We start from the raw sequence: 23,520 nt of genomic DNA, 5'->3' as shown, positions 1-23,520 counted from the left end.
GTGGCACCGACACCGCCCCCGCGTCCGTCGGGGGAAGCCGATAGCGCGCCCGCACGCAGCGCCTCGCCACCTCATCCGCGGACGCGAAGGCCGACGCACGGTGCACGCCGCGGTCGCCTTCGGCCCCGAACGCGTCGCGGGTCGTGGGGGATCGGCGTCGTCGCCCTGATCGTCGTCGTCGCTGTCGGCATCGGCGTCGCGAACCTCGGCTCCGCTCCAGCGGCCGGAGGCCCCGCACCCGCGCAGACGATCGCGACGCCGACCGTCACGGCTCCGCCACCGGATGCCGTCGTGTCACCGTCGCCCGGAGCATCCGATCCTCAGCGCCCGAGTGATCCGACCGACCCCGCGGCACAGGCGCTCGATGCCCTGGCCGGACTGGACGCCGTCTCCGGCCGGGCGCCGTACGACTACGTCCGCGACCTGTTCGGCCAGCGCTGGGCGGATGTGGATCGCAACGGATGCGACACCCGCAACGACATCCTGGGACGCGATCTGCGCAACCCCGTGTTCAAGCCGGGAACCCGCGAGTGCAAGGTGCTCGCCGGTGATCTCGTCGATCCGTACGACGGCACCGCCGTGTCGTTCGTGTCCGGCCGGAACACGTCGGTGCTGGTGCAGATCGACCACGTCGTCGCCCTCGCCTGGGCCTGGGAGCACGGAGCGTACGCCTGGACGGACGAGCAGCGCACGGCCTTCGCCAACGACCCGCAGAACCTCGTCGCCGCGTCGCAGGACACGAATCAGTCCAAGAGCGCGTCCGGGCCGGCACAGTGGCTGCCTCCCGAGCCCGTGCTGCGCTGCTCGTATGTCGAGCAGTGGGTGGGCGTGCTCGATGCCTACGACCTCGGCATCGACGACCCTGATCGTGCCGCAGCCGAGGCGGTCCTTCGGACCTGCTGATCTGCGGACAGCCGGGGCTAGGCGCGTCCGAATCGGCGGTGCGCGGCCTGCTTGCTGACGCCGAGGGCGCTGGCGATCGCCTGCCAGGAGTATCCCGCGGTGCGCGCTCGACGCACCTGAGCCTCCTCGGACCGCGCGATCTCGCGCCGCAGATCGGCGAGCCGATGCAGCTCTGCGAGCGGCTCGCCGGCCGGGTCCGTGGCATTCGCGGTGCGGGTGTTCATGATGACCTCCGTACGTCAATCTATATTGACGTACGTGAGGCTGTCAATGGACGTTGACGACTGCGCGCCGCCGCTCGTGATGAGATGGAGCCATGCGCATCCCGCCCAAACTCCATGCAGGGGACCGAGTCGCCATCCTGTCACCCGCCTTCGCCGCACCGGCGGAGGCGCCGGAGCTGCACGAGCAGGCGATGCGGCGCCTCGTGGAGAAGACCGGTCTCGTGCCGGTCGAGTATCCGACGACGCGGATGCGGGACGCTACCCCGCAGCAGCGGGCGGTGGATGTCGACGCGGCGTTCGCCGACCCGTCGATCCGTGGCATCCTCGCCACCATCGGCGGCGACGACCAGATGCTCGTGGTGCCGCACCTGGATCCGGCGCTCGCCCTGGCCGACCCGAAGCCGTTCGTCGGCTACAGCGACAACACGAACATCCTGAACTGGTTGTGGGGTCTGGGCATCGCGGGCTATCACGGCGGCTCGACCGCGGTCCATCTCGGGCCGGGGCCCGCGGTCGACGACGTGCATCTGCTGTCTCTTCGGGCCGCGCTGATCGACGGTGGCGAGATCGAGATCATCGAGCCGGGCGAGTCCGAGGATGTCGGACGCCGCTGGACAGATCCTCGTGCGCTCACCGAATACGGCGACCGGACGCCGACCGGACCGTGGGCGTGGAGCGGTCCGGAGCGTCGAGTCGAAGGACGCACGTGGGGCGGATGCCTGGAGGTGCTCGACGGCCTCGCATGGGCCGACCGACTGCCTGCGGCATCCGATCTGGAGGGAGCGGTCCTGCTCCTGGAGACGAGCGAGGAGCGTCCGAGCGCAGGCTGGGTCGCGCGGTGGCTGCGCGGCCTCGGCGAACGCGGCATCCTGCAGGCCGTCGCGGGTGTTCTCATCGCACGACCGCTCGTGAGCGATTTCGAGTTCCACCCGACAGGTTCCGAGGCGCAGGCGCTGCGCGACGAGCAGCGGGATGCCGCGATCGAGGTCATCTCGCGCTACAACCGCGAGGCCGTCGTGTGCATCGGCGTGCCGTTCGGCCACACGCGGCCGCAGTGGATCCTTCCCTACGGCGGCCGCGTGGTGCTCGACGGTTCGACCCAGCGGGTCTTCGCGCGCTACTGACGCCCGCTACAGCGTTGCACCGACACCGAGGTCGGACTCGTAGTCGTGATCCTTGGTCTCGGGGGTGAAGATCAGCGCGATGAACGTCAGCACGCCCATCGATGACAGGTACACGCCGACGAGCCACGGCTGTCCGTCGACCGCTGCCCACAGCGCGACGGCGATGAACGGGGCGACCGCCGCACCGAGAATGGACGACACGTTGTAGGCGATCGCGGATCCCGAGTAGCGGACGTTCGTCGGGAACAGCTCGGGCAGCAGGGCTCCCATGGGACCGAACGTCGTGCCCATCAGCACGAAGCCGAAGATCAGGAACGCCTGCGTGAGCGCACCCGTGAACTTCGGATCGGCCTGCGGCAGCAGGAACACGTTGAAGAGGAGACCGAAGAGGATGATCGCGCCCGTGGTCCACAGCAGCAGCTTGCGGCGGCCGATGGCGTCGGCGATCGGCCCCGACAGCAGCGTGAAGATGCCGAAGAACACCACTCCGATGATCTGCATGAGCACGAAGTCGGTGTAGCCGAAGCCGAGACCGGGGTAGAACTGCGCGGCGAACGCGGACGGATCGAACGACTTGCCCGTCGCCTCCGCCGCCGCCGCGGCCGCGGCCGATGCCGTTTCGAGATCGGCCGCCTTCGTGCCGTACGTGAGCGTGAAGTTCGTCATCAGGTAGAACAGCACGTAGGTCGCGAGCATGATGAACGTGCCCAGGATCAGCTGCTTCCAGTGGAAGCGGAACACGGTCGCCAGCGGCAGCTTGCGGATCGTGCCCTTCTGCTCCGCCTTCTTGAACGTGTCGGATTCGACGAGCTTCAGACGTACCCACAGCCCGATGATGACCATGACGGCCGAGAACAGGAACGGGATCCGCCATCCCCAGGCCAGGAACGCCTCGGACTTCAGCGCCGGGTTCTCGGCGTGCGGCAGCATCCAGTTGATCGCGAGGAACAGGACGTTCGCGATGATGAAGCCCAGCGGGGCTCCCAGCTGCGGGAACGAGCCGTACCAGGCGCGCTTGCCGGCCGGCGCATTCTCGGTCGCGACGAGCGCCGCGCCGGACCATTCACCGCCCAGCGCGAAGCCCTGCGCGAGACGCAGGATCAGCAGCAGCAGGGGAGCGACCCAGCCGATCTGCTGGAACGTGGGCAGCAGTCCGATCACGAACGTCGCGATGCCCATGGTCAGAAGCGATGCCACGAGGGTGGCCTTGCGTCCGAACTTGTCGCCGAAGTGACCGAACACCACAGCGCCGATCGGGCGGGCGACCATCGCCGCCCCGAATACGGCGAACGACGCCAGCAACGAGGCGGTGTCGTTGTCGCTCGGGAAGAACAGCACCGGGAACACGAGCACGGCCGCGGTCGCGTACGCATAGAAGTCGTAGAACTCGATGGTCGTGCCGACCAGGCTCGCGGTGATGACGCGCGAACGGGGGTTCGCCGGCTTGGTGACGGAACTCATGGGGCCTCCGGGGCGCTCGAGTGCGGAAAGAGCACACCGGAGTTTACGCCCGGCTGTGCGTTCCCTGTGGGATTACGACGAGTCGCGTCACTCGCTGAGGTCGCCGAGGGCAGCCTCGGCGACGAAGGACGCGATCGGCTCGAGCAGGTTCTCGAGCTCGAGCACGACGAGCCGGTTCGCTCCGGTGCGCGTCGCCGGCTCCGGGACGAAGAGGGTCCGCTGCGGTCCGTTGCGCCAGTAGCGGCCGAGGAAGAATCCGTTGACGAACGCGTAGCCCTTGCTCCACAGCGCCGTATCGAGGAACAGGTCGGATGCGGCATCCAACCTGAATTCTGCCGTGTAGGCGACGGGTCCTTCTCCGGCCGGGGCAGGACCTGTGGCGACTCGTTCGGCGATCTCCGCCACATCCAGCGGCGTGGAGGTCCAGCCGCGCAGCGACGCGCCGTCCAGCAGGGGAGCGACGATCATGCCCTTGTGCTCGCCGAGCCGGTGGTCGTAGTTCACCCGCCCCTGATCCTCGACGAGGATGCTGACCCGTCGTCCGGCCGGGAGGGTGACCGCGCGATCGTGACGCGTGCGCGAGAGCGTTCCGACGTGCTGCCCGTCGACGCTGACCCACGCGAGGTCGCGGATCTCCTCCTCCCATCGGAGGATGCCGCCGCCGAAGCCCTCCGGCAGCTCGGCGTCGTAGCGCACGAGTGCGCTCAGGTGGCCGAGGTCGTCGAACGAGGTCGGCTCATCGGCCGGCATGCCGTTCGCCTCGACATCCGTCCATGTGCCTGCCGCAGTCAGCTGCGCTGTGAACGCGGGGGCGGGCCGAGCAGGAGGCGGAACCTCGGCGGGGACGGGGGCGTACTTCGCGATGACGTCGCGCAGCGCGAAGTACTTCGCCGTCGGGTTGCCCGCTTCGTCGAGCGGTGCGTCGTAGTCGTACGAGGTGACCAGCGGGAGGTAGCGGCCCTTGTGGTTGGCGCCGTTCGTGAGGCCGAAGTTGGTGCCGCCGTGGAACATGTAGATGTTGACCGAGGCACCAGCCGCGAGCAGGGTGTCGAGTTCGGCGGCCGTGGCTGCGACGTCGGTGGTGTGGTGCACGCCGCCCCACCAGTCGAACCAGCCGTCCCAGAACTCCGAGCACATCAGCGGGCCGGTCTGCTGGTGCCGCCGCAGCGTCTCCAGGCGCTCAGCGCTGCGGGAGCCGAACGAGCCGGTCCTGTGCAGCTCGGGGAGACTGCCGTCGGCGAGCATGCGGTCGGTCGGCTGATCCACGGTGGTGAGCGGCACCTCGATTCCGGCGCCGCGGGTCACGCGGACGAGTTCTTCGAGGTACGCCTTGTCCGACCCGTAGGCCCCGTACTCGTTCTCGATCTGCACGAGCACGACCGATCCGCCGCGGTGGATCTGGCGAGGAGCGACGATCTCGTACACGCGCCGGAGGAACCCGGTGACGTCGGCAAGGTACGCCGGATCAGAGGATCGAAGCGTGCGCTCGTCCGCGTCGACCCAGGTCGGCAGGCCGCCATTGCGCCACTCGGCGCAGATGTACGGACCGGGGCGCACGATCGCGTCCATGCCCTCGGCAGTGATCAGGTCGAGGAAGCGGCCGAGGTCGTTCCATCCCGTGGCGTCCCACTCGCCCCGGCGCGGCTCGTGGGCGTTCCAGGCGACGTACGTCTCGATCGTGTTCAGCCCCATCAGCCGGGCCTTGCGGATGCGGTCCTGCCACTGGTCGGGGTGCACACGGAAGTAGTGCAGCGCCCCGGACAGGATGCGGTGGGGTGCGCCGTCGCGGACGAAGTCGGTGTCGCCGATGGAGAAGGTGGTCACGTGCCGTGCTTTCGGAGAGAGGTTTCGTATGCGGGCACCGAGACGTGTCCGCACCCCGCAACCTGGATATCACTGGTTGACGGAGAAGCCTTGTTCATCGCGGCACGACACGAGCGCGTCGTCAGGGAGAGCACGGCGCGGCTCTGCGCTGGTGGTCAGGCGAACGATCGGGAAGCCGTCGCCCGGTGTTTCGACTCGCTCCGCTCGCTCGACGAACGAAGGAGGGGCGAACGGGTGAAGCGTCAGCGCCAGAGCACCGCGATGGCGGCGTTCGTGGCGGTGAGGATTCCGACGAGCCAGAACAGCGCGGGCGGAACCGCGGCTCCGCGCTTCTGCCGCGACAGCCCGGCGCCGACCAGTCCGCCGATCGCGATCAGGATGACGAGCTTGGTGCCGATCTTCACGTAGTTCATCTCGGCGCCTTCCGGCAGCCCCCAGGGCGCCGCGAGGGCGAGCCCGGCGACACCGGCGATCAGCAGCCCGTACTCCATGATCTTGCCGAACTGGCGCTTGCCGCCGAACGCCTGCGCCGCCCAGGCGCCGAACAGCGTTGCGAAACCGATCAGGTGGATGAACAGGACGATGTGCCGCAGGGTCTCCATGACGCTCACGTTAGGGCTCCACGCGCTGATGCGCTAGGTAGGCAGCCCTGACTTCGACGCAGCTGGTCTCAGCCGCGCAGCTGCTTCACGAGCAGGGCGGTGCGGATGGCGGCATCCGCGGCCTCGGCGCCCTTGTCCTCCTTGGACCCGGGAAGCCCCGCCCGATCCAGGCCCTGCTTCTCGTCGTCCAGGGTGAGGACGCCGAAACCGACCGGCTTTCCGGCATCCAGTGATACGCGGGTCAGCCCGTCGGTCGTCGCGGCGGACACGTACTCGAAGTGCGGCGTACCGCCGCGGATGATGACGCCCAGGGCCACGACGGCATCGGCTCCACCGGCGAAGGCGGCCTGTGCGGCGAGGGCCAGCTCGAACGACCCTGGCACGCGGACGAGTCGATGCGTCGCGTGCGCTGCCGTGAGGGTGCGCTCGGCGCCGGCGATCAGCCCGTCGGTGATCGTGTCGTGCCAGGTTCCGGCGATGATCACGACGTCCAGGCCGGTCGCGTCGAGCGGCTCCTGCGGGGTGGGGGCTCCTGCGCCGCTCATGCCTTGTCCTTTCCGTTGGCGAGAGCCTCTGCGAGCTCCGCCTCTCCGATGATGTGACCCATCCGGTCGCGCTTGGTCTCGAGGTACTGGTGGTTGTTCGGTCCGACGCCCACGATCAGCGGCACCTGCTCGACGACGTCCAGTCCGAGCTCGCGGAGCTGCTTGACCTTGTCGGTGTTGTTGGTGAGCAGGCGAACCTTGGTGACGCCGAGGTCGCTGAGGATGCCGGCGGCCGCCGCGTACTCGCGGGCGTCGGCTGGGAGGCCGAGCGCGAGGTTGGCGTCGACGGTGTCGAGCCCCTCCTCCTGCAGGCTGTAGGCGCGCAGCTTGTTGATGAGCCCGATGCCCCGACCCTCGTGACCGCGCATGTAGATGACGACGCCGCCGTCCTGCTCGATCGCGTCGAGTGCGGCATCCAGCTGCGGACCGCACTCGCACTTCAGCGAGCCGAACGCCTCACCGGTCAGGCACTCGGAGTGCACGCGCACGAGTGCGGTCTCGCCCACCTCTCCCTTGACGACTGCGATGTGGTCGGTGCCCGTGACGCGGTCCTTGTACGCGAGGAAGCGGAACGTGCCGTGCTCGGTCGGGACGGTCGCGTCCGCACGGAGGCTCACCCGGCGCTTGCCCGTGCCGGATGCGGGAGCCGCGGCATCGCGCGGATCGACCTCGTTCAGGTGGGCGATGAGCTGCTCGATCGTGATCACCGGAACATCATCGCGTTCGCCCAGCTCGATGAGGCCGGGCAGGCGCATCATGCTGCCGTCCTCGGCGACGACCTCCGCGATCGCGCCCACCGGCCGGAGCCCGGCCAGCTTCATGAGCTCGACGGCCGCCTCGGTATGACCGCTGCGTTCACGCACGCCGCCGTCGACGGCGCGCAGCGGCAGGATGTGTCCTGGACGGATGATGCTCGTGGAGGTCGAGTCGGGGTTCGCCAGGACGTTGAGCGTGTGCGCGCGGTCGTGCGCGCTGATGCCGGTGGTCACGCCCTCCGCGGCATCCACGCTGACCGTGTACGCGGTTGAGCGGGCGTCCTCGTTGGCCTCGACCATCGGCGGAAGGTTCAGCTGGTCGGCGAGGTCGGTGGGCATCGGGGCGCAGATGAACCCGGAGGACCAGCGAACCGTCCACGCCACCCACTCGGGCGTCGCGAGCTCGGCGGACAGGATGACGTCGCCCTCGTTCTCGCGGTTCTCGTCGTCCGCGACGATCACGGGACGGCCGGCGCGCAGGGCGTCCAGGGCCGCGGGGATGGTGGCAAGGCTCATCGCGAGCCTCCTTCCGGAGCAGGGCGGAATGCGAGCAGGCGCTCGACATGACGGGCCAGGATGTCGGTTTCGAGATTGACGACGTCGCCGACGATCCGGCCGCCGAGAGTGGTGGCGGTGAGCGTCTCGGGGATCAGCGAGACCTCGAGCCAGTGCTCGGTCGCGCCGGCGTCGCTCACGGCGCTGACGGTGAGCGACGTGCCGTCGATCGAGATGGATCCCTTGTCGACCACGAGAGGGGCGAGTTCTGCCGGCAGCGCGATGCGGAGCACGCTCCACTGATCGCCGGGGCGGACCTCGGCGATGCGGCCGATGCCGTCCACATGCCCCTGGACGATGTGTCCACCGAGGCGGGCGCCGACCGGCATCGCCTTCTCGATGTTGACGCGAGAGCCGACGGCTGCCGCGGCCAGCGCGGAGACGTCGAGCGTCTGCTTCATGACATCCGCGTCGAAGGTCTCCGGCGTCGAGTCGACGACCGTGAGGCAGACGCCCGAGACCGCGATGGACTCGCCGTGCACGGCGTCGGAGGCCGCGCCCGGCGCCCGGACGGTCAGGCGCCAGCCGTCTCCGGACGGTGCGATGGCGGTGATCTCGCCGATCTCGGTGATGATTCCGGTGAACATCAGCTTCCTTCTTCCCTCGCGGTGTCCGCGTCTTCCGGGTGTGCGATGACGAGCAGGTCGGCGCCGAGCTGCAGACGCTCGTCGACGAGGAGGCGTCTGGCCTGCGCGATCGACTCCACGCCGATGTCGGTGAGCGCGAGACGGCTGCCGCCGAGCAGGACCGGCGCGATGTAGGTGAGGATCTCGTCGGCCAGCCCGGCCCTGATGAACGCGCTCGCGAGTGTCGGGCCGCCCTCGACGAACAGGCGCTGGACGCCTCGTTCGTGCAGGTCGCGCACCACCGCCTCGAGATCATGTGTCTCGAACCTCAGCAGCTCGTGCGGGTGGCGGTGCAGGGCGGCGGTCTCGGGGATCTCGCGCGCACCGATCACGACGGGGACGGGCTGATGAGGCAACAGCGCGTCGCCGTCCCGTGCCGTGAGAGACGGGTCGTCGGCGAGCACGGTGCCGGTGCCGACGGCGATCGCATCGGATGCCGCGCGCCGCCGGTGCACATCGGCGCGGGCCTCAGGACCGGTGATCCACTGACTGCTGCCGTCGTCCGCGGCGGCGCGGCCGTCGAGGCTCTGCGCCCACTTCACGGTCACGTGCGGACGACCGAGGCGCTGTGCAGTCAGCCAGTCGGCGATGACGGTGCGCGCGGCATCCGCCTGCTCGCCGGATTCGACCTCGATGCCGGCGGCGCGCAGGCGCTCGGCGCCGCCTCCGGACGTGTCGCCCGGGTCATCGAGCGCGTATACGACGCGGCTGACTCCGGCCTCGATCAGTGCCAGGGCGCAGGGGCCGGTGCGGCCGGTGTGGTTGCAGGGCTCGAGTGTGACGACGGCGGTGGTACCGCGGCTCGCGCCTGAAGTGAGATGCGAGAGCGCGTCGACCTCCGCGTGCGCGGTTCCCGCTCCACGGTGCCACCCTTCGGCGATCACGTCGCCATCGGGGGAGAGCAGCACGGCCCCGACCTGCGGGTTCGCGCCCCGAGGTCCGCGGACGGCGAGCTCGAGGGCGCGGGTCATCGCCCGGCGCTCCGCCTCGGTCACTGCCATCCGTCGTCCTTCGTGAAGGCTCCGGGGGTGGCCGAATGCGCGCGTACCCGCATCGTGCTGCCTCCCATCCGGACTAGCGAGGTCTCCCTCGCATCACCGTCGGTTCCGGATTTCCACCGGATCGGCGTCCTGGAAGAACCAGGACGTTCGCGGACTGTCACCGCCGGTTCGGATTCTCACCGACCCCGGAGCACGTTGATGCTCTGAGTGTACTCAACGCACCTGAGGGGATTTCATTCCGTGACCCCTCGGTCATTTCAGCAGCCGAGACAGCCGGCGATCGGCGAGGACCTTGCCCCCGGTCTGACAGGTCGGGCAGTACTCCAGCGAACGGTCGGCGAAGAACACACTGCGCACCTCGTCGCCGCACACCGGGCACGCCTCGCCGCGGCGCGCGTGCACCTGCATGCCGCGTCGTTTGGCGTCCTTGAGATCGGCCGGTGGTTTGCCGGACGCGGCGGTGACGGCCTCGCGCAGCGTCTCCTGCAGCGCGGTGAACAGCCTGTCGATCTCGTCGTCGCCGAGCGTGCCGGCGATCGCGTACGGGGACATGCGTGCCGCGTGCAGGATCTCATCGGAGTAGGCGTTCCCGATGCCCGCGATCACGCCCTGATCGCGAAGGAGCCCCTTGATCTGCATGCGCCGACCGTCCAGCATCCCGGCGAACACATCCCGCGTGAACGACGGATCGAGCGGGTCGGGCCCGAGGCGCGCGATGCCGGGGACCTCCCGGGGGTCGCGCACCACGTACACCGCGAGGGACTTCTTGGTGCCGGCCTCGGTCAGATCGAATCCGCTGCCGTCGTCGAGTGCGACGCGCAACGCGATCGTGCTCTTGCCCGGCCTGATCAGCGTGGTCGGAAGAGCCTCGTACCAGCGCAGCCACCCCGCCTTGGCGAGGTGGAAGACGAGATGCAGATCGCTCCCGCACGTCAGATCGATGAACTTGCCGTGTCGCGCCGCTGCGGAGATGGTCGCACCGTGCAGCGCCGTGTTCGGCGGATCGAACGTCTTCAGTGCGGCGATCGCGCCGACGCTCGTCTTCGTGATCGTCCGACCTGCGGCGCGCTCGCCGAGGAAGTCGACGAGTCCCTGGACCTCCGGCATCTCAGGCATGGTGCCATCCTGTCACCGGCATCCGACATCGTCACCCCCTCGAGCCGGCTCAGCTCAGCACCGGCCAGTCGACGGGTGTGCGGTCGTCGCTCGCCAGCAGACCGGCGAACCAGCCGTCGTCGCGACCACGTGGTCCTGTGAGCGCCTGGCGCTGCAGTCCCTCGTAGTGGAAGCCGAGCGTCCTCGCGGTGCGAGCCGACGGGATGTTCCCCGCGACCGCCCTCCACCCGAGCCGCACCATGCCGCGGTCGGTGAACGCCCAGTCGATGACCGTGCGCGCCGCCTCCGTGAGATAGCCCTTCCCCCGGGCATCGGAGACCACCCAGAATCCGATCTCGGCGTCCGTTCCGGCCGGGTCCGGGTTCACGTGGTGCAGACCGATCATCCCCACGAGGCGGCCGTCGGCGCGGATCGCCCACACGAAGTCCTTCTCCTCCGCCCACCCACCGGCGACGGAGCCGACGAAATCCTCGGCGTGCTCGCGCGTGTAGGGGCTCGGGACCGTCGTCCACCGCGGGATCTCCGGGTCCTGGCAGGCCTCGTTGATGGCATCGACATCGGATGCCGTCGGAACGCGCAGCTCGAGGCGGTCGGTGGTCAGAACGACGGTTTCCATCCCGGCATCCTATGAGGTCACAGCGGGGCGTCCGATCCGTGCCGCACCCCATCGCGCCGGTGTCGGAGGGGCGGCATAAGCTGGTGCGGTGACTGTTCCGGGGATTCTGCGCGCCTTGGAAGAGGCGTCTCTGTATCGCGACGCCTTGACCTGGGCGCAGACCGACGCCGACCTCGGCCTGGTCGACGGTCTCGACGCGCCCGCGCTCGCCGGGCTGCTCGATCGACGGGCGCAGAGCGGGAAGCCCGCTTCGCTGCTCGTCGTGGCACCCACCGGGCGCCGTGCCGAGTCGCTCGCGCAGGCGCTGGAGGCCTACCTCCCGGATGCCGAGATCCTCGGCTTCCCCGCATGGGAGACCCTCCCGCACGAGCGGCTGAGCCCGAGCCCCGACACGGTCGGTCGACGGCTCGAGACCCTGCGCCGCATCACGCAATGGTCCGGAGAGCGTCCGCTCGTCGTGGTGGCATCCGTGCGGGCGGCCCTGCAGCCCATCGCCGGCAACCTCGGCGACGCCGCACCGCTCGAACTCACCCTCGGCGGACGCGGCATCGAACTCGAGCACGCCGTCGAGCAGCTCGTCGAGCGCGCCTACACCCGCGTCGACATGGTGTCGCGGCGCGGCGAGTTCGCCGTCCGAGGCGGCATCCTCGACGTCTTCCCCGCCGCGTCGGAGCATCCCTACCGCGTGGAGTTCTTCGGCGACGAGGTCGACCAGATCCGCGCGTTCTCGGTCGCCGATCAGCGTTCGCTCCCGGGTGACGTCGATCGGGTCGAGCTGCCCGCGAGCCGCGAGCTGCTGCTCACCGCCGACGTGCGCGAGCGGGCCCGAGCACTCGTGGGCGCTTTCCCCGCCATCGCGGGGATGCTGGAGAAGATGGCCGAGGGCATCCCGGTCGAGGGCATGGAGTCGCTGCTGCCGGCGGTCGCCGGTCCGCTCGTGTCGCTCGTGGAATACTTCCCCGAGGGTTCGGCCACCGCACTGGTCGATCCAGAGCGCTCGACGAACAGGGCGCAGAGCCTCGGCGACACGAACCGCGAGTTCCTGGACGCGGCGTGGAGCGCCGCCACCTCGGGCGCATCGGCACCGATCGACCTGGGCGCCGGCGACTTCCTCACGGTCGCGCAGCTGCGCGAGGTCGTCGCCGAGCGCGATGGAGTCTTCTGGCGCCTGAGCCCGTTCGCGACGGACGACACGGATGCCGAGAACATCGACGCTTCGATCATCCCGTCCTTCCACGGCAACGTCGACGGGGCGATCGCGTTCGTCGACGCGCGCGTCGCCGACGGCTGGCGGGTCGTGGTCATCGCCTCCGGTGCCGGGCTTGTCGAACGCGCACGCGACGTGCTCAGCGACCGCGGTGTCGCGGCGCGCATCGTGGAGAGCCTGGACGACGCGCCGGCGGCGGGGGTCGCGACGCTCGTCACCGGATCGGTCGAGAGCGGCTTCCAGGTACCGGAGGCGAAGCTCGCCGTCCTCACCGACAACGAGTTCTACGGTCGGACGATCGGCGGCGACCAGCGCGTCGTCAAGAAGCTCGCGTCGCGGCGCAAGAACGTCGTCGACCCGCTGCAGCTGAAGCCGGGCGATCACGTGGTGCACTCCACGCACGGCATCGCCAGATTCGTGGAGATGACCCAGCGCGAGGTCTCCACCGGCGGCCGCAACGCCACCAAGACCACGCGCGACTACCTCGTCCTCGAGTACGCGCCATCCAAGCGCGGCTACCCCGGCGACAAGCTCTACGTGCCCACCGATCAGCTCGACCTGCTGTCGAAGTACGTCGGCGGCGAGGCCCCTGTGCTGTCCAAGATGGGCGGCAGCGACTGGTCGGCGGCGAAGGGCAAGGCGCGTAAGGCGGTCCGCGACATCGCGGTCGAGCTCGTGAAGCTGTACTCGGCGCGGATGTCGGCAAAGGGACACGCGTTCGGACCCGACACGCCGTGGCAGCGCGAGCTGGAGGAGGCGTTCCCGTTCGCCGAGACGCCCGACCAGCTGCAGACGATCGACGAGATCAAGGCCGACATGGAACGGCCCATCCCGATGGACCGCCTGCTGTCGGGGGATGTCGGCTTCGGCAAGACCGAGGTCGCCGTCCGCGCCGCGTTCAAGGCGATCCAGGACGGCAAGCAGGTGGCGATGCTCGTCCCGACGACGCTGCTGGTGAAGCAGCACCTCGAGACGTTCACCGAGCGCTTCGCCGGGTTCCCGGTCAAGGTGCGTCCGCTGTCGCGCTTCCAGAGCGACAAGGAGGTCCGCCTGACGCTGCAGGGCCTGATCGACGGTTCGGTCGACATGGTCATCGGCACGCACCGCATCCTCACCGACCAGGTGATGTTCAAGGATCTCGGCCTCATGATCATCGACGAGGAGCAGCGCTTCGGCGTCGAGCACAAGGATGCGCTCAAGAAGATGAAGACGAACGTCGACATCCTCGCGATGAGCGCGACGCCGATCCCGCGGACGCTCGAGATGGCTGTCACCGGCATCCGCGAGATGTCGACCCTGCAGACGCCGCCGGAGGACCGGCATCCGATCCTCTCCTTCGTCGGTGCGCGCAGCGACAAGCAGATCGCCGCGGCGATCCGGCGCGAGATCCTCCGCGAGGGCCAGGTCTTCTTCGTCCACAACCGCGTGCAGTCCATCCAGCGGATCGCGAGCGAGCTCGCCGAACTCGTCCCGGAGGCCCGGATCGCCGTCGCACACGGCAAGATGGGCGAGCACCAGCTGGAGCAGGTCGTCGACGACTTCTGGGAGCGCAAGTACGACGTGCTCGTGTGCACGACGATCGTCGAGACGGGCCTCGACATCTCCAACGCGAACACGATCATCATCGACCGTGCGGACAAGTACGGTCTCAGTCAGCTGCACCAGCTCCGCGGCCGCGTCGGCCGAGGCCGTGAGCGCGCATACGCCTACTTCCTCTACGACGACGGCAAAGAGCTGTCCGAGACGGCGGCCGATCGGCTGCAGACCATCGCGATCAACAATGACCTCGGCTCCGGCATGCAGGTCGCCCTGAAGGATCTCGAGCTGCGCGGTGCGGGCAATCTGCTCGGCGCCGAGCAGGCCGGTCACATCGCCGGGGTCGGATTCGACCTCTACCTGCGCATGATCGGCGAGGCGGTGGCGACGTTCCGCGGAGAGGAGACGGAGACCGGCACCGAGCTGCGTATGGAGCTGCCGGTGGACGCCCGCATCCCCGAGACGTACATCGACAGCGAGCGGCTGCGCCTGGAGGCCTATCAGAAGCTCTCCGCGGCGTCGGCCGCGACGGCCAAGGACGATGCCATCGACCTCGTGCGCGAGGAGCTCGTCGACCGCTACGGGACGCCGCCGGACGAGGTCGAAGGACTGTTCGCTATCGCGCGCCTGCGCCGACGCGCCGCCAAGGCCGGCCTCGCGGACGTCGTGGCGATGGGCTCGAACCTCCGCGTCGCGCCAGCGCGCCTCGAGGACTCGATGAAGGTGCGCCTGCAGCGCCTGTATCCGAACGCCAAGCTGGTCGGCGGGGGAGAAGCGCTCGTCGTGCCGCTGCCGCGCCCCGGTGGCGAGGCGCCGACGGATGCCGGACTGCTGGAGTGGGTCGCTCAGCTCTTCACGGCACTGTTCCCCGAGCCGGTGCCCGCGGCATCCTGATCCCGGCGATCGGGGCGGTACGGCACGTTCCGCCGAACCGGACGGATGCCGGAGTACGCTGACGGCATGCTGTACGAGCACCTCGGGGCTCGCCCCCGTATCGACGACACCGCCGTCATCGCGCCCACCGCCGTCATCTCCGGCGACGTGACGATCGGAGCGGACTGCCAGGTGCTGCACGGCGCCGTGATCACGGCGGAGGGCGGACCCATCACGCTCGGCGAGAACGTGATCGTGATGGAGAACGCGATCGTCCGCGCCAGTTCAGCCAACCCGGTGCACATCGGCGATCACGTGCTGATCGGACCCGGTGCGTCGGTCTCCGGCGCGATCGTCGGCGACGAGGTGTTCCTGGCCACCGGAACGCGGGTCTTCAACGGCGCCCACATCGGCGACCGTGCGGAGGTCCGCATCAACGCGGTCGTGCATCTGCGCACGATTCTGCCGGAGGATGCGGTGGTGCCGATCGGCTGGGTGGCCGTCGGCGACCCGCTTCTGGTGCTGCCGCCCGATCGGCACGAGGAGATCGCCGCGGCCCAGCAGGAACTCGACTTCCCGGGGTACGTCTTCGGCGTGGACCGGGAGACCCCGGATGTCATGGTCCAGCTGACCGAGCGCTATGCCCGCTCGCTGGCCAGGCACGCGGACGACTCACCGGCATAGCGCGACGTCACGCCGTCGGCACCGCCGACCACGCGATCATCACGCACGCGAACAGTCCGGCGAGGGCCACCGCTGCCATCGCGAGCATGAGCACCGCCAGCACGCGCAGGCGACGCGTGCGGTCCTCGATGAGGAACCGCGTCGCCACCAGGCCCGCATACGACAGCGCCACCAGGACGAGCGTCATCCACGCGACCGGTCCCGCGCCACCGGGATTCGCGAGGATCAGGACGAGCGGGATCGCGCACGCGATCGCGAAGGCGCCGGCCACGAGGACCCAGATCGTGCCGTCCGAGGTGCGCAGAGCCGGCTGGTTGCGCACCAGCGTCTCATCCGTGGATCCGCGCCGGCGCGCGTGGTGCGGCGTCCCGCCGGTGCGATCGTCCATGTGTGCTCCCGTCAGACCCGATCGACGAGCTGGGGCTCGCCCTGCAGGCGCGCGCAGTGCGCGCAGCAGAAGATCTGCGCTTCCGCCTCGACACCGTGCCCGATGATGCGGCATCCGCAGTGCGCGCACGTGGGAGCCATCGCCTGGATGGCGCACTCGAAGCTGTCGAACGTGCCGACGTGGTCTCCGCGTGCGACCGTGAACACCTTGTCGTAGACGTTTCCGCACGTGTCGCACGTGGCGGTCATCGTGCCGCCTTGGGCGGTGCCGGTCATGCTCATGATCCTGCCTCGTCCTCCTCCTCGAGCCGAGCGAGCAGCATCCGCTTGCCCTGCTCACCGGCCTTGAGGCTGTTGTGCTGGATCTTGCGGAACCACTCCGCGAGTTCCGTGTCGCCCGCGCGGTCGGCGTCCTCGGCGTACGTCTGCATCGTCCATGCGTTGCGCAGGCTGGATTCCAGGACGGCGACGAGGTTGTAGTTCTTGTCCTTCATCGCCGATGCAGGTGCGGCGGTCATGATGCTCTCCTTCGTCTCGATGAGGACTCAGGATGCCTCGGCAGACCGCCCTCGTCGAAGGGGGTGGCTTCGACGGCAGGACAGGCGTACGCTCAGCGGGAGGCGAGTCCTGCCAGGAGTTCGAGCACGCACAGCGCCGCCAGACGGACGGTCCGCCCATCAGGCGCATCGGCGGTGGCATCGACCTCGGCGATGTCGGCGCTCACCACCCGTCGATCGGACGCGACGCCGCGCGCGAGTGCCCTCAGCTCCCACGCGGCGAGCCCGCCGGGGACGCTCGCCGGGCATCCGGGGGCGACCGAGCGGTCGCACACATCGACGTCGATGTCGAGATGGATCCGCGCCGCGGCATCCGCTCCGGCGACGTCGAGGGCTTCCGTGACGACGTCCGCGATGCCGCGTCGGCGCACGTCATCCAGAGTGATGACGTGGATGCCCCAGTCGGCCGCTCGCCGGGCGTAGGCCGCCGAGTTGGCGAAGTCCGCGATGCCGATCTGCACGATGCGCGAGCCGTCGATGCGTTCGCCGTCCGGTGCGTCCTGGACGAGACGGCGCACGGGGGAGCCGTTGGAGACCCCGTCGCGCAGGTCGAAGTGCGCGTCGAACGTGATGAGCCCGGTCGCACCCGCGCCTCTGGCAACCGGATACGTGACGGAGTTGTCCCCGCCGAGCGCGATCGCGAACGCCGGTCGCAGCGCGCGAACACGTGCCACGACGCCCTCGACGTCGGTGTCCGCATCCGCGACGTCTCCGGCATCCACGATCCGCAGCGCCTCGTTCAGATCGACCACAGGCGGACCGATGAGCGTCGTGCTGTAGCGTCGCAGCGCCTCGCGGATCGCCGCGGGGGTCGCATGCGCGCCGGTCGGAGAGAGCGATGTGCGCCAGGCGGGGACGCCGATGATCGCGGCGTCAGCGGCACCGTCTGGTGCGGGCCAGGCGCCGGCACGGGGCCAGAGCGGATCGTGGGAGAGGGCCATGTCAGACTCCGGGGATCAGATTGTGGGCGACGGTGAAGATGGCGAGTCCCGCGAGCGCACCGACGACGGTGCCGTTGAGCCGGATGTACTGCAGGTCCCGGCCGACCATGAGTTCGATCTTCTCGGTGGTCTCCGCGGGGTCCCAGCGCTCGACGGTGTCGGTGATGATCGAGGCGATGTCGTGTCGATAGCGATCGACGAGGAACACGGCCGCATCCGTGATCCACGTGTCGACACGGCGCTGCAGGGACTCCTCGGTCGTCAGGCGCTCACCGATCTCGCGGACCGCCTGAGCCGCTCGCTGACGCAGCCCGCTCGCGGGGTCGGCGAGCGACGTGAGCAGGCCTGTCTTGGCGGTGTGCCAGGCCTCGGCGGCCAAGGCCGCGACGCGCGGGCTGTCGAACAGGGCGGACTTCGCGTTCTCGAGCTTCGCCCTCGTCACCGGGTCGTGCTGCAGGCCGTCCGCCAGGCGGCCGAGGTATCCGTCGATCGCGATGCGGGCCGGATGCTGCGGATCGGACTGCACGGCGCTGACGAACGTCACGGCCTCGCGGTACACGGTGTCGTCGACGAAGCGGTGCGCGAGCTTCGGCACCCACGTCGGGAGCCGACGCGAGACGAGCCCTGTGAAGGCCTCGGCGTTGGCGTCGAGCCAGTTCGCGATGCTGTCCACCGCGAGATCGACGGCGCCGTGGTGGGCGTCGGTCTCGATGATGCGCTGCAGCCACACACCGGCCGGTGTCCCCCAGTCGGGGTCGATCAGGTGCTCGCGGGCCAGGTCTCCGATGAGGTCGCGGACGTCGTCGTCGCTGAGCGCGTTGAGCACGGCCGTGGCCACGGTCGCCCCTTCGGCGGCGACGCGATCCGCGTGCGCAGGGACGCGCAGCCACTCGCCGGCACGCTCGGCGATACGGGTCCGCGAGAGCTTCTCGCGGACGACGTCTGCTGCGAGGAAGTTCGTCTCGACGAACTCGCCGAGTGTGCGCCCGATCTCATCCTTGCGGTTCGGGATGATCGCGGTGTGCGGGATCGGCAGACCCAGGGGACGGCGGAACAGCGCGGTGACCGCGAACCAGTCGGCCAGTGCGCCGACCATGCCGCCCTCGGCCGCGGCACGCACGTACTGCAACCAGGTGTGGCGCTCCTGCAACCAGAACGCGATCACGAACGCGACCGCCATGGCGATCAGGGCACCGAGGGCGACGGCCTTCATCCGCCGCAGCGCCCTGGCGCGTTCCTGATCGGCAGGGGAGAGCAGAGCCATCGGTGTGCGCGCCATGTCGTCATCCTCGCACGCGAGCACGCGCTCGCACGCGAGTACCCTCGGAAGGGTGATCGAAGACATCAAGAAGCGCGCCATGCACCGCACCAGCATCCTCGAGGGTCAGTTGCGCGGCGTCGCGCGGATGATCGAGAACGAGGAGTACTGCATGGACATCATCACGCAGTCCCGCGCGATCCAGAAGTCCCTGGAGTCTCTGAACCGGCTGCTGCTCGAGAACCACCTGCGCACGCACGTCACGCACATGTTCGAGCAGGGCGGAGACGAGCGCGATCAGGCGGTCACGGAACTGCTCAAGGCGTTCGACTTCGATCGCAAGTAGGCCGTCAGCTCTTCAGCGGACCCAACCACGCGCTCGCCGCGGTGGAATGCGCCGACTCCGGGTCCGAGGGGTGGAACATGCCGGCCAGCACATCGCGGTAGAGCCGGGACAGCTCGTTCGAGGAGAAGTAGGAGCCGCCGCCTGCGGTGAGGATCGCGTCGTCGACGACGCTCTTGGCCATCGTCACGGCTCGGTGCTTGACCCCGGACAGCAGCGTGAACCAGCGACCGCCGTGGTCGGCGAGAGAATCGACATCGCGCGCGAGCGCCGCGATCTGCGGGGGCAGCGCGTCGTAGGCGAGGCCCATGTCGGCGATGCGCCAGCGGATGTCCGGGTCCTGGCTGTACGTCGCCCCTGTCTTCTTGGATCGACGCTTCTGCACGGTCTCGACCGCGAGGTCGAGTGCACGCCTGGCGATCCCGGTGTACACCGAGGCGAGCAGGATCTCGAACACGCTGAAGATGCCGAACACGATCGGATCCGGGTTCGGCCCAGGGTCGATCCGGCGGACGACGTGCTCCGGGCGGGCCGCCGCGCCGTCCAGCCGCGTGGTCCGGCTCTGCGTCGCACGCATTCCGAGCGTGTCCCAGTCGTCGCTCGTCGACACGGCATCCGTGCGATCGACGAAGGCGAACACGAGTTTCGGTGCGTCAGCGGAGGTCGTGTCCAGTCCGTGCAGCCCGAGCTTCGTCCACACGGGAGCGAGCGAGGTGAAGATCTTCGTACCGGTGAAGGCGTAGCCGCCGTCCGGTTGCGGTGCGGCATCCGTGTCGCTGCCGAACAGCACCAGGTCGTTGCCGCCCTCGCTGATTCCGAAGGCGAACACGTCGCCTGCCACGGCGCCGTCCTGGAGGAACTCGAGCCCGGCGACGCCGCGGTCGCTGAAGACCTTCGCCACGCCGGTCCACACCAGGTGCATGTTGATCGCCAGGGCCGTCGCAGGCGCGGCCGTCGCGAGACGCTGCTGCAGCACGGCGGCCTGTTCGAGGCCGAGCCCCGCGCCGCCGCGCTCCTTCGGCACCAGGATGCTGAGGTAGCCGGCGTCGCGCAGTTCGTCCAGATCCTGCTGCGGGAACGTGTTCTCCCGGTCATGGATCGGCGCGCGCTCGCGGACGCGCTCGAGCAGGTCGTCCGGCAGGTGGACCAGCGGGTCGAAGCTCACGAGAGCGCCTCCAGGATCTGCTGCATCGTCTCGTCCGGCTTGTCGCGGTGCGGGGAGTGGCCTGCGCCCGCGACGATCGACATCGAGATGTGCGGATTCGCGGCGAGGACGCCGTCGGCGACGTCGCCGGTGAACAGGCTGTAGACCGCCGGGTCGGCGCCGATCACGTGCGTGGGGACGGTGAGCCTGGCCGCCGCATCGCGGACATCCCAGGGCTTGTTCTGCGCACTGGTCTGCTCGATCGCCCATCCGCTCGCGCGCGTCACGGCGTCGATCTTGAGTTCGAGGTCCTGCTCGTGCCAGTGCGGATGCTCCTCGCGGACCACCTCGATGCGATTGTCCGCGAAGGCGCGCTCCTGACTGCGCCGGACGATCGTCGCATCCCTGCCGTCGACCAGAATGGCCGGGTCGATCAGGAGCAAGCGCCTCGTCCAGGACGGGTCGGATGCCGCGGCCACCGTGCTCGCGGCGCCGCCGAGGGAGTGACCGATCACGGCATCCCACGACTCGCGATGCTGCGGGCGGGTCGATCCGAGGTCTTCCGCATACGCGCCGACCGTGTAGTCGAGAGCGCGCGGCGCATCGCCGTGCCCGCGCAGATCGACGGCGACGGCGCGCCAGCCCGCGTTCGCGAGGGCGTCGCCGATGCGCCACATCAGGGCACCGGACGAGCCGAGGCCGTGCACGAGAAGGGCGGTCTTCGCAGAATCCGGTGCGCCCCAGGAGAGGCGGGGGAGAGTCACAGCAGCCACGACCCTCAGCCTACTGATCGGCGTCGACGTCGCCTCAGGGGTGCGGCGGCATGTCCGCCGCGATCGTCAGCACACGGGCCGCCGCCTCGTGTCCGGCCGACAGCCGCTCCGCCAGCGGAACGCCCTCGAGCGCGGCAGCCAGGAACCCGGACGCGAACGCGTCTCCGGCCCCCACCGGCTCGACGACGTCGACCACGGGCGCGGGGACGAACACCGGTTCGTCGTCACCGGCGTAGGCGGTGGCCCCGACGTCGCCGTCCTTGACGACGAGCAGGGCGCAGTTCGGCAGGAAGGCCCGGATCTCGGACGCGGTCGCCGTGCCCCAGATCCGCTCGGCCTCGTCGCGTCCCACGAAGGCGATGTCCGCGGCATCCGCCAGCCGGGCGAGAGTCGCGGCTGCGTCCTCGAGCGACCAGAGCGCGCGCCGGTCGTTCACGTCGAACGACACCAGGGCGCCGGCGGTGCGGGCGTCTTCGAAGAGCCGGTCGATCATGTCCCGGCACGAGGCGGACAGAGCGGGGGTGATGCCGGTGGTGTGCACGATGCGCACCCCGGTCAGACGCTCGGCGGCAAGGAAGCCCGAAGCCATCCGTGACGCTGCAGAGCCGCGTCGGTAGTAGTGCACCGACGATCCTTCGACGCTTGGGTCCTTGAACATGACGCCCGTCGGAGCCTCGGCATCCCGCTCGACCCACAGTTCGACGCCGCGGCGGGCGAGCTCGTCCGTGATGCGGATGCCGAGCGGGTCGTCTCCGACCCGCGACGCCCAGGCGACGCGGTGACCCGCAGCGGCGATGCCGGCCGTCACGTTCGACTCGGCGCCGGCGAGCCCGATCGATGCCTCGGATGCCGACGCGAGCGCGGCGTCGGTCGGGGTGACGAGGATCATCGTCTCGCCGATGCAGACGATCTCGGGGGATGCAGTGCTCATGAAGGGGTGACCGCCACAGGTTCGGTATCGGGGAAGGGGCTCGGATCGCGGTGCCGGAGGTCGGGGAAGGCCCGGACGAAGACGATCGCGACGACCACACCGACGATAGCGAACAGTGTCGCAGCCAGGTACGCGCCCTGCGGACCGCCGGTGCTGTCGACGAGGAAGCCGGCGATGGCCGAACCCGCGGCTGCGCCGATCAGCTGCCCCGTGCCGGCCCAGCCGAACGCCTCGGCCGTCTCGCTGAACTTCACGCTGGCGGTGGTGATCGCGAACAGTACGGCCAGCGCTGGGGCGATGCCGATGCCGGCGATCAGGAGGGTTCCGCCGAGCCAGAACACGTTCAACGAGACCATCGTGAGCGCGAGACCGATCGTCACGATCACGAGTCGACGGGCCATGGCCCACTGGCCGATCGGGATGTGCCCCATCGACAGGCCGCCGACGAGACTGCCGACCGCGAACACCGCCAGCACGAGTCCTGCTTCCAGGCTGCCGTGCTCGAACGTCGCGACGACGCCGACCTCGACCGCCGAGCATGCGCCGATCAGCAGGAATCCGATCACGGTCGCCAGCAGCACCGGCGGCTTCAGTACGACACGACCGAATGCGCGGCGGCTGCGGGGGATGCGCACCCGTCCGACCTCGGGGGAGAGGATGAACCATCCGCAGCCCGCGACGAGGAACGCTGCCACGAGCAGGAGCCCCTGCGTCGTTCCGATCTGGGTGGACACGAGAGTGATGACCACCGGCGCGAGGATCCAGATGATCTCCTGCAGGGAAGCGTCCAGCGAGAACAGCGGCGTCAGCTGGGAGGAGTTGACGAGCTTGGGGTAGATGGTGCGCACGGCGGACTGGATCGGCGGAGTGGAGAGGCCGGCGATCAGACCGAAGAACATGTAGCCCGGCAGCGTCAGCGGCAGCAGCGCGAGGCAGAGCATCGCTCCGATGCACACGGCCGCGGTGAGCGTGAGGACGCGCCGCATCCCCCAGGCGCCCATCCACCGACTGGTCACCGGGCCGGCGACTGCCTGGCCGACGGAAGTCGCGGCGAGGACGAGCCCCGCGGCGCCGTACGAGCCGGTCTGCTGCTCGACATGCAGCAGGATCGCCAACGACGCCATCCCGTTGGGGAATCGCGCCGTCAGCTGCGCCGCGATCATGCGCGCCACACCAGGCGTGCGAAGAAGGTCCCGATATCCCGCCACCAGACAACGGTACCGGGGTGCCTCGCAGGGGTCGGCACGGGGCCTCCGCGCGACACGCCGAAGACCCCTCTCCACAGGAAATCCGATGTCCGAGGCCCCGGGTAGCGTCCGGCCTGTGGATAGATTCCGGACCGACGTCCGCGAGGCGCGATCTGACGCGGTTCGCGGGCCTTCGAGAAAGGTCGCCGGTTGTGGATGAAACGGTGGACAACCTGTGTTGTATCAGTGGAGAGCGGTGGAAAACTACACGGATGTAACTACTATCCCTTGTGGTCGGTCCGAATGTCCGTCCCTATATGTAGTATTGAAGTCCCGGCGGGGGGCCT

The 23,520-nt window shown here is 69.4% G+C and carries 24 protein-coding genes and 1 riboswitch; of the genes, 5 read left to right on the top strand and 19 right to left on the bottom strand.

All coding sequences use genetic code 11. The features are described 5' to 3' along the window. Positions 1-903 (top strand): HNH endonuclease family protein, encoded by a 903-nt coding sequence (locus tag OED01_RS11425; RefSeq protein ID WP_264155399.1) that lies wholly within the window; start codon positions 1-3, stop codon positions 901-903. Positions 904-920: 17 nt separating this feature from the next. Here OED01_RS11425 and OED01_RS11420 read toward each other — a convergent pair whose 3' ends face one another. After that, complete coding sequence (locus tag OED01_RS11420) at positions 921-1,127, bottom strand: AsnC family protein (RefSeq protein WP_264155398.1); 207 nt, start codon at positions 1,125-1,127, stop codon at positions 921-923. A gap of 92 nt (positions 1,128-1,219) precedes the next feature. Here OED01_RS11420 and OED01_RS11415 point away from each other — a divergent pair, with 92 nt between their 5' ends. Then, complete coding sequence (locus tag OED01_RS11415; protein WP_264155397.1) at positions 1,220-2,251, top strand: S66 family peptidase; 1,032 nt, start codon at positions 1,220-1,222, stop codon at positions 2,249-2,251. 6 nt (positions 2,252-2,257) lie between these two features. Here the strand turns inward: OED01_RS11415 and OED01_RS11410 are convergent, their stop codons facing one another. From OED01_RS11410 to OED01_RS11370, 9 genes are all read right to left on the bottom strand, one after another. Further along, on the bottom strand, positions 2,258-3,712 hold the full coding sequence (locus tag OED01_RS11410; RefSeq protein WP_264155396.1) for an MFS transporter: 1,455 nt from the start codon (positions 3,710-3,712) through the stop codon (positions 2,258-2,260). A gap of 87 nt (positions 3,713-3,799) precedes the next feature. After that, entirely contained in the window at positions 3,800-5,536 is a 1,737-nt protein-coding gene (locus OED01_RS11405) for a glycoside hydrolase family 35 protein (protein WP_264155395.1), read from the bottom strand. Positions 5,537-5,778: 242 nt separating this feature from the next. Then, the gene (locus OED01_RS11400; RefSeq protein ID WP_264157963.1) at positions 5,779-6,138 is read right to left on the bottom strand and encodes a Fe-S protein; all 360 of its coding nucleotides are present in this window, start codon (positions 6,136-6,138) and stop codon (positions 5,779-5,781) included. 68 nt (positions 6,139-6,206) lie between these two features. Then, positions 6,207-6,683, bottom strand: coding sequence for a 6,7-dimethyl-8-ribityllumazine synthase (ribH, locus tag OED01_RS11395; protein WP_264155394.1), 477 nt, complete (start codon positions 6,681-6,683; stop codon positions 6,207-6,209). After that, positions 6,680-7,954 carry a GTP cyclohydrolase II gene (ribA, locus tag OED01_RS11390; RefSeq protein ID WP_264155393.1) on the bottom strand — a complete coding sequence of 425 codons (1,275 nt, stop codon included), beginning with the start codon at positions 7,952-7,954 and terminating at the stop codon, positions 6,680-6,682. The genes ribH and ribA overlap by 4 nt, the downstream gene beginning before the upstream one ends. Next, on the bottom strand, positions 7,951-8,580 hold the full coding sequence (locus OED01_RS11385) for a riboflavin synthase (RefSeq protein ID WP_264155392.1): 630 nt from the start codon (positions 8,578-8,580) through the stop codon (positions 7,951-7,953). The genes ribA and OED01_RS11385 overlap by 4 nt, the downstream gene beginning before the upstream one ends. Continuing rightward, a complete protein-coding gene (ribD, locus tag OED01_RS11380; RefSeq protein ID WP_264155391.1) occupies positions 8,580-9,620 on the bottom strand; it encodes a bifunctional diaminohydroxyphosphoribosylaminopyrimidine deaminase/5-amino-6-(5-phosphoribosylamino)uracil reductase RibD in 1,041 nt (346 codons plus the stop codon). Before ribD ends, OED01_RS11385 begins: the two co-directional genes overlap by 1 nt. A 51-nt stretch (positions 9,621-9,671) precedes the next feature. Next, positions 9,672-9,817: riboswitch (FMN riboswitch) on the bottom strand. A gap of 55 nt (positions 9,818-9,872) precedes the next feature. Further along, a complete protein-coding gene (locus OED01_RS11375; RefSeq protein WP_264155390.1) occupies positions 9,873-10,736 on the bottom strand; it encodes an Fpg/Nei family DNA glycosylase in 864 nt (287 codons plus the stop codon). Positions 10,737-10,785: 49 nt separating this feature from the next. Beyond that, positions 10,786-11,352, bottom strand: coding sequence for a GNAT family N-acetyltransferase (locus OED01_RS11370; RefSeq protein ID WP_264155389.1), 567 nt, complete (start codon positions 11,350-11,352; stop codon positions 10,786-10,788). Positions 11,353-11,440: 88 nt separating this feature from the next. Between OED01_RS11370 and mfd the strand changes: the two genes are divergently transcribed. Next, entirely contained in the window at positions 11,441-14,989 is a 3,549-nt protein-coding gene (gene mfd, locus OED01_RS11365) for a transcription-repair coupling factor (RefSeq protein ID WP_264155388.1), read from the top strand. A gap of 66 nt (positions 14,990-15,055) precedes the next feature. Further along, a complete protein-coding gene (locus tag OED01_RS11360; RefSeq protein ID WP_264155387.1) occupies positions 15,056-15,652 on the top strand; it encodes a gamma carbonic anhydrase family protein in 597 nt (198 codons plus the stop codon). 7 nt (positions 15,653-15,659) lie between these two features. On the opposite strand, the gene OED01_RS11355 is transcribed toward OED01_RS11360, so the two are convergent. The 5 genes from OED01_RS11355 to OED01_RS11335 all read right to left on the bottom strand — a co-directional run bounded on the left by OED01_RS11355 (position 15,660) and on the right by OED01_RS11335 (position 18,816). Beyond that, complete coding sequence (locus tag OED01_RS11355; RefSeq protein WP_264155386.1) at positions 15,660-16,040, bottom strand: hypothetical protein; 381 nt, start codon at positions 16,038-16,040, stop codon at positions 15,660-15,662. 11 nt (positions 16,041-16,051) lie between these two features. Then, complete coding sequence (locus OED01_RS11350) at positions 16,052-16,315, bottom strand: hypothetical protein (protein ID WP_264155385.1); 264 nt, start codon at positions 16,313-16,315, stop codon at positions 16,052-16,054. A gap of 2 nt (positions 16,316-16,317) precedes the next feature. Next, the gene (locus tag OED01_RS11345) at positions 16,318-16,557 is read right to left on the bottom strand and encodes a hypothetical protein (protein WP_264155384.1); all 240 of its coding nucleotides are present in this window, start codon (positions 16,555-16,557) and stop codon (positions 16,318-16,320) included. 92 nt (positions 16,558-16,649) lie between these two features. Beyond that, entirely contained in the window at positions 16,650-17,537 is an 888-nt protein-coding gene (locus tag OED01_RS11340; RefSeq protein WP_264155383.1) for an agmatinase family protein, read from the bottom strand. Between the two features lies 1 nt (position 17,538). After that, complete coding sequence (locus OED01_RS11335) at positions 17,539-18,816, bottom strand: DUF445 domain-containing protein (protein ID WP_264155382.1); 1,278 nt, start codon at positions 18,814-18,816, stop codon at positions 17,539-17,541. A gap of 52 nt (positions 18,817-18,868) precedes the next feature. On the opposite strand from OED01_RS11335, the gene OED01_RS11330 reads away from it, so the two are divergent. After that, on the top strand, positions 18,869-19,141 hold the full coding sequence (locus OED01_RS11330) for a metal-sensitive transcriptional regulator (RefSeq protein WP_264155381.1): 273 nt from the start codon (positions 18,869-18,871) through the stop codon (positions 19,139-19,141). Positions 19,142-19,145: 4 nt separating this feature from the next. Here OED01_RS11330 and OED01_RS11325 read toward each other — a convergent pair whose 3' ends face one another. The 4 genes from OED01_RS11325 to OED01_RS11310 are packed head-to-tail and all read right to left on the bottom strand — an operon-like array spanning position 19,146 to position 23,149. Continuing rightward, positions 19,146-20,303: an acyl-CoA dehydrogenase family protein gene (locus tag OED01_RS11325; RefSeq protein WP_264155380.1), complete on the bottom strand. Its 1,158-nt coding sequence runs from the start codon at positions 20,301-20,303 to the stop codon at positions 19,146-19,148. Beyond that, the gene (locus OED01_RS11320) at positions 20,300-21,055 is read right to left on the bottom strand and encodes an alpha/beta fold hydrolase (RefSeq protein WP_264155379.1); all 756 of its coding nucleotides are present in this window, start codon (positions 21,053-21,055) and stop codon (positions 20,300-20,302) included. Before OED01_RS11320 ends, OED01_RS11325 begins: the two co-directional genes overlap by 4 nt. A 34-nt stretch (positions 21,056-21,089) precedes the next feature. Continuing rightward, positions 21,090-21,986, bottom strand: a complete 897-nt coding sequence (locus OED01_RS11315; RefSeq protein ID WP_264155378.1) for a sugar kinase — start codon at positions 21,984-21,986, stop codon at positions 21,090-21,092. Next, entirely contained in the window at positions 21,983-23,149 is a 1,167-nt protein-coding gene (locus OED01_RS11310) for an MFS transporter (RefSeq protein ID WP_413231581.1), read from the bottom strand. The genes OED01_RS11315 and OED01_RS11310 overlap by 4 nt, the downstream gene beginning before the upstream one ends. Between the last annotated feature and the right edge of the window lie 371 nt (positions 23,150-23,520).

The organism is Microbacterium sp. M28, from assembly GCF_025836995.1.
GTDB lineage: Bacteria > Actinomycetota > Actinomycetes > Actinomycetales > Microbacteriaceae > Microbacterium.
Note: the sequence above shows the minus strand (reverse complement) of the source record. Positions and strands in the feature narration are given on the sequence as shown.

Coding starts and splice junctions, on each gene's coding strand:
- OED01_RS11340 (WP_264155383.1), bottom strand. CDS start 17,537: ATGGCCCTCTCCCACGATCCGCTCTGGCCCCGTGCCGGCGCCTGGCCC.
- OED01_RS11370 (WP_264155389.1), bottom strand. CDS start 11,352: ATGGAAACCGTCGTTCTGACCACCGACCGCCTCGAGCTGCGCGTTCCG.
- OED01_RS11400 (WP_264157963.1), bottom strand. CDS start 6,138: ATGGAGACCCTGCGGCACATCGTCCTGTTCATCCACCTGATCGGTTTC.
- OED01_RS11385 (WP_264155392.1), bottom strand. CDS start 8,580: ATGTTCACCGGAATCATCACCGAGATCGGCGAGATCACCGCCATCGCA.
- OED01_RS11310 (WP_413231581.1), bottom strand. CDS start 23,149: ATGATCGCGGCGCAGCTGACGGCGCGATTCCCCAACGGGATGGCGTCG.
- OED01_RS11345 (WP_264155384.1), bottom strand. CDS start 16,557: ATGACCGCCGCACCTGCATCGGCGATGAAGGACAAGAACTACAACCTC.
- OED01_RS11350 (WP_264155385.1), bottom strand. CDS start 16,315: ATGACCGGCACCGCCCAAGGCGGCACGATGACCGCCACGTGCGACACG.
- OED01_RS11355 (WP_264155386.1), bottom strand. CDS start 16,040: ATGGACGATCGCACCGGCGGGACGCCGCACCACGCGCGCCGGCGCGGA.
- OED01_RS11375 (WP_264155390.1), bottom strand. CDS start 10,736: ATGCCTGAGATGCCGGAGGTCCAGGGACTCGTCGACTTCCTCGGCGAG.
- OED01_RS11410 (WP_264155396.1), bottom strand. CDS start 3,712: ATGAGTTCCGTCACCAAGCCGGCGAACCCCCGTTCGCGCGTCATCACC.
- OED01_RS11415 (WP_264155397.1), top strand. CDS start 1,220: ATGCGCATCCCGCCCAAACTCCATGCAGGGGACCGAGTCGCCATCCTG.
- OED01_RS11335 (WP_264155382.1), bottom strand. CDS start 18,816: ATGGCGCGCACACCGATGGCTCTGCTCTCCCCTGCCGATCAGGAACGC.
- OED01_RS11360 (WP_264155387.1), top strand. CDS start 15,056: ATGCTGTACGAGCACCTCGGGGCTCGCCCCCGTATCGACGACACCGCC.
- ribD (WP_264155391.1), bottom strand. CDS start 9,620: ATGGCAGTGACCGAGGCGGAGCGCCGGGCGATGACCCGCGCCCTCGAG.
- OED01_RS11420 (WP_264155398.1), bottom strand. CDS start 1,127: ATGAACACCCGCACCGCGAATGCCACGGACCCGGCCGGCGAGCCGCTC.
- ribA (WP_264155393.1), bottom strand. CDS start 7,954: ATGAGCCTTGCCACCATCCCCGCGGCCCTGGACGCCCTGCGCGCCGGC.
- ribH (WP_264155394.1), bottom strand. CDS start 6,683: ATGAGCGGCGCAGGAGCCCCCACCCCGCAGGAGCCGCTCGACGCGACC.
- OED01_RS11315 (WP_264155378.1), bottom strand. CDS start 21,986: ATGAGCACTGCATCCCCCGAGATCGTCTGCATCGGCGAGACGATGATC.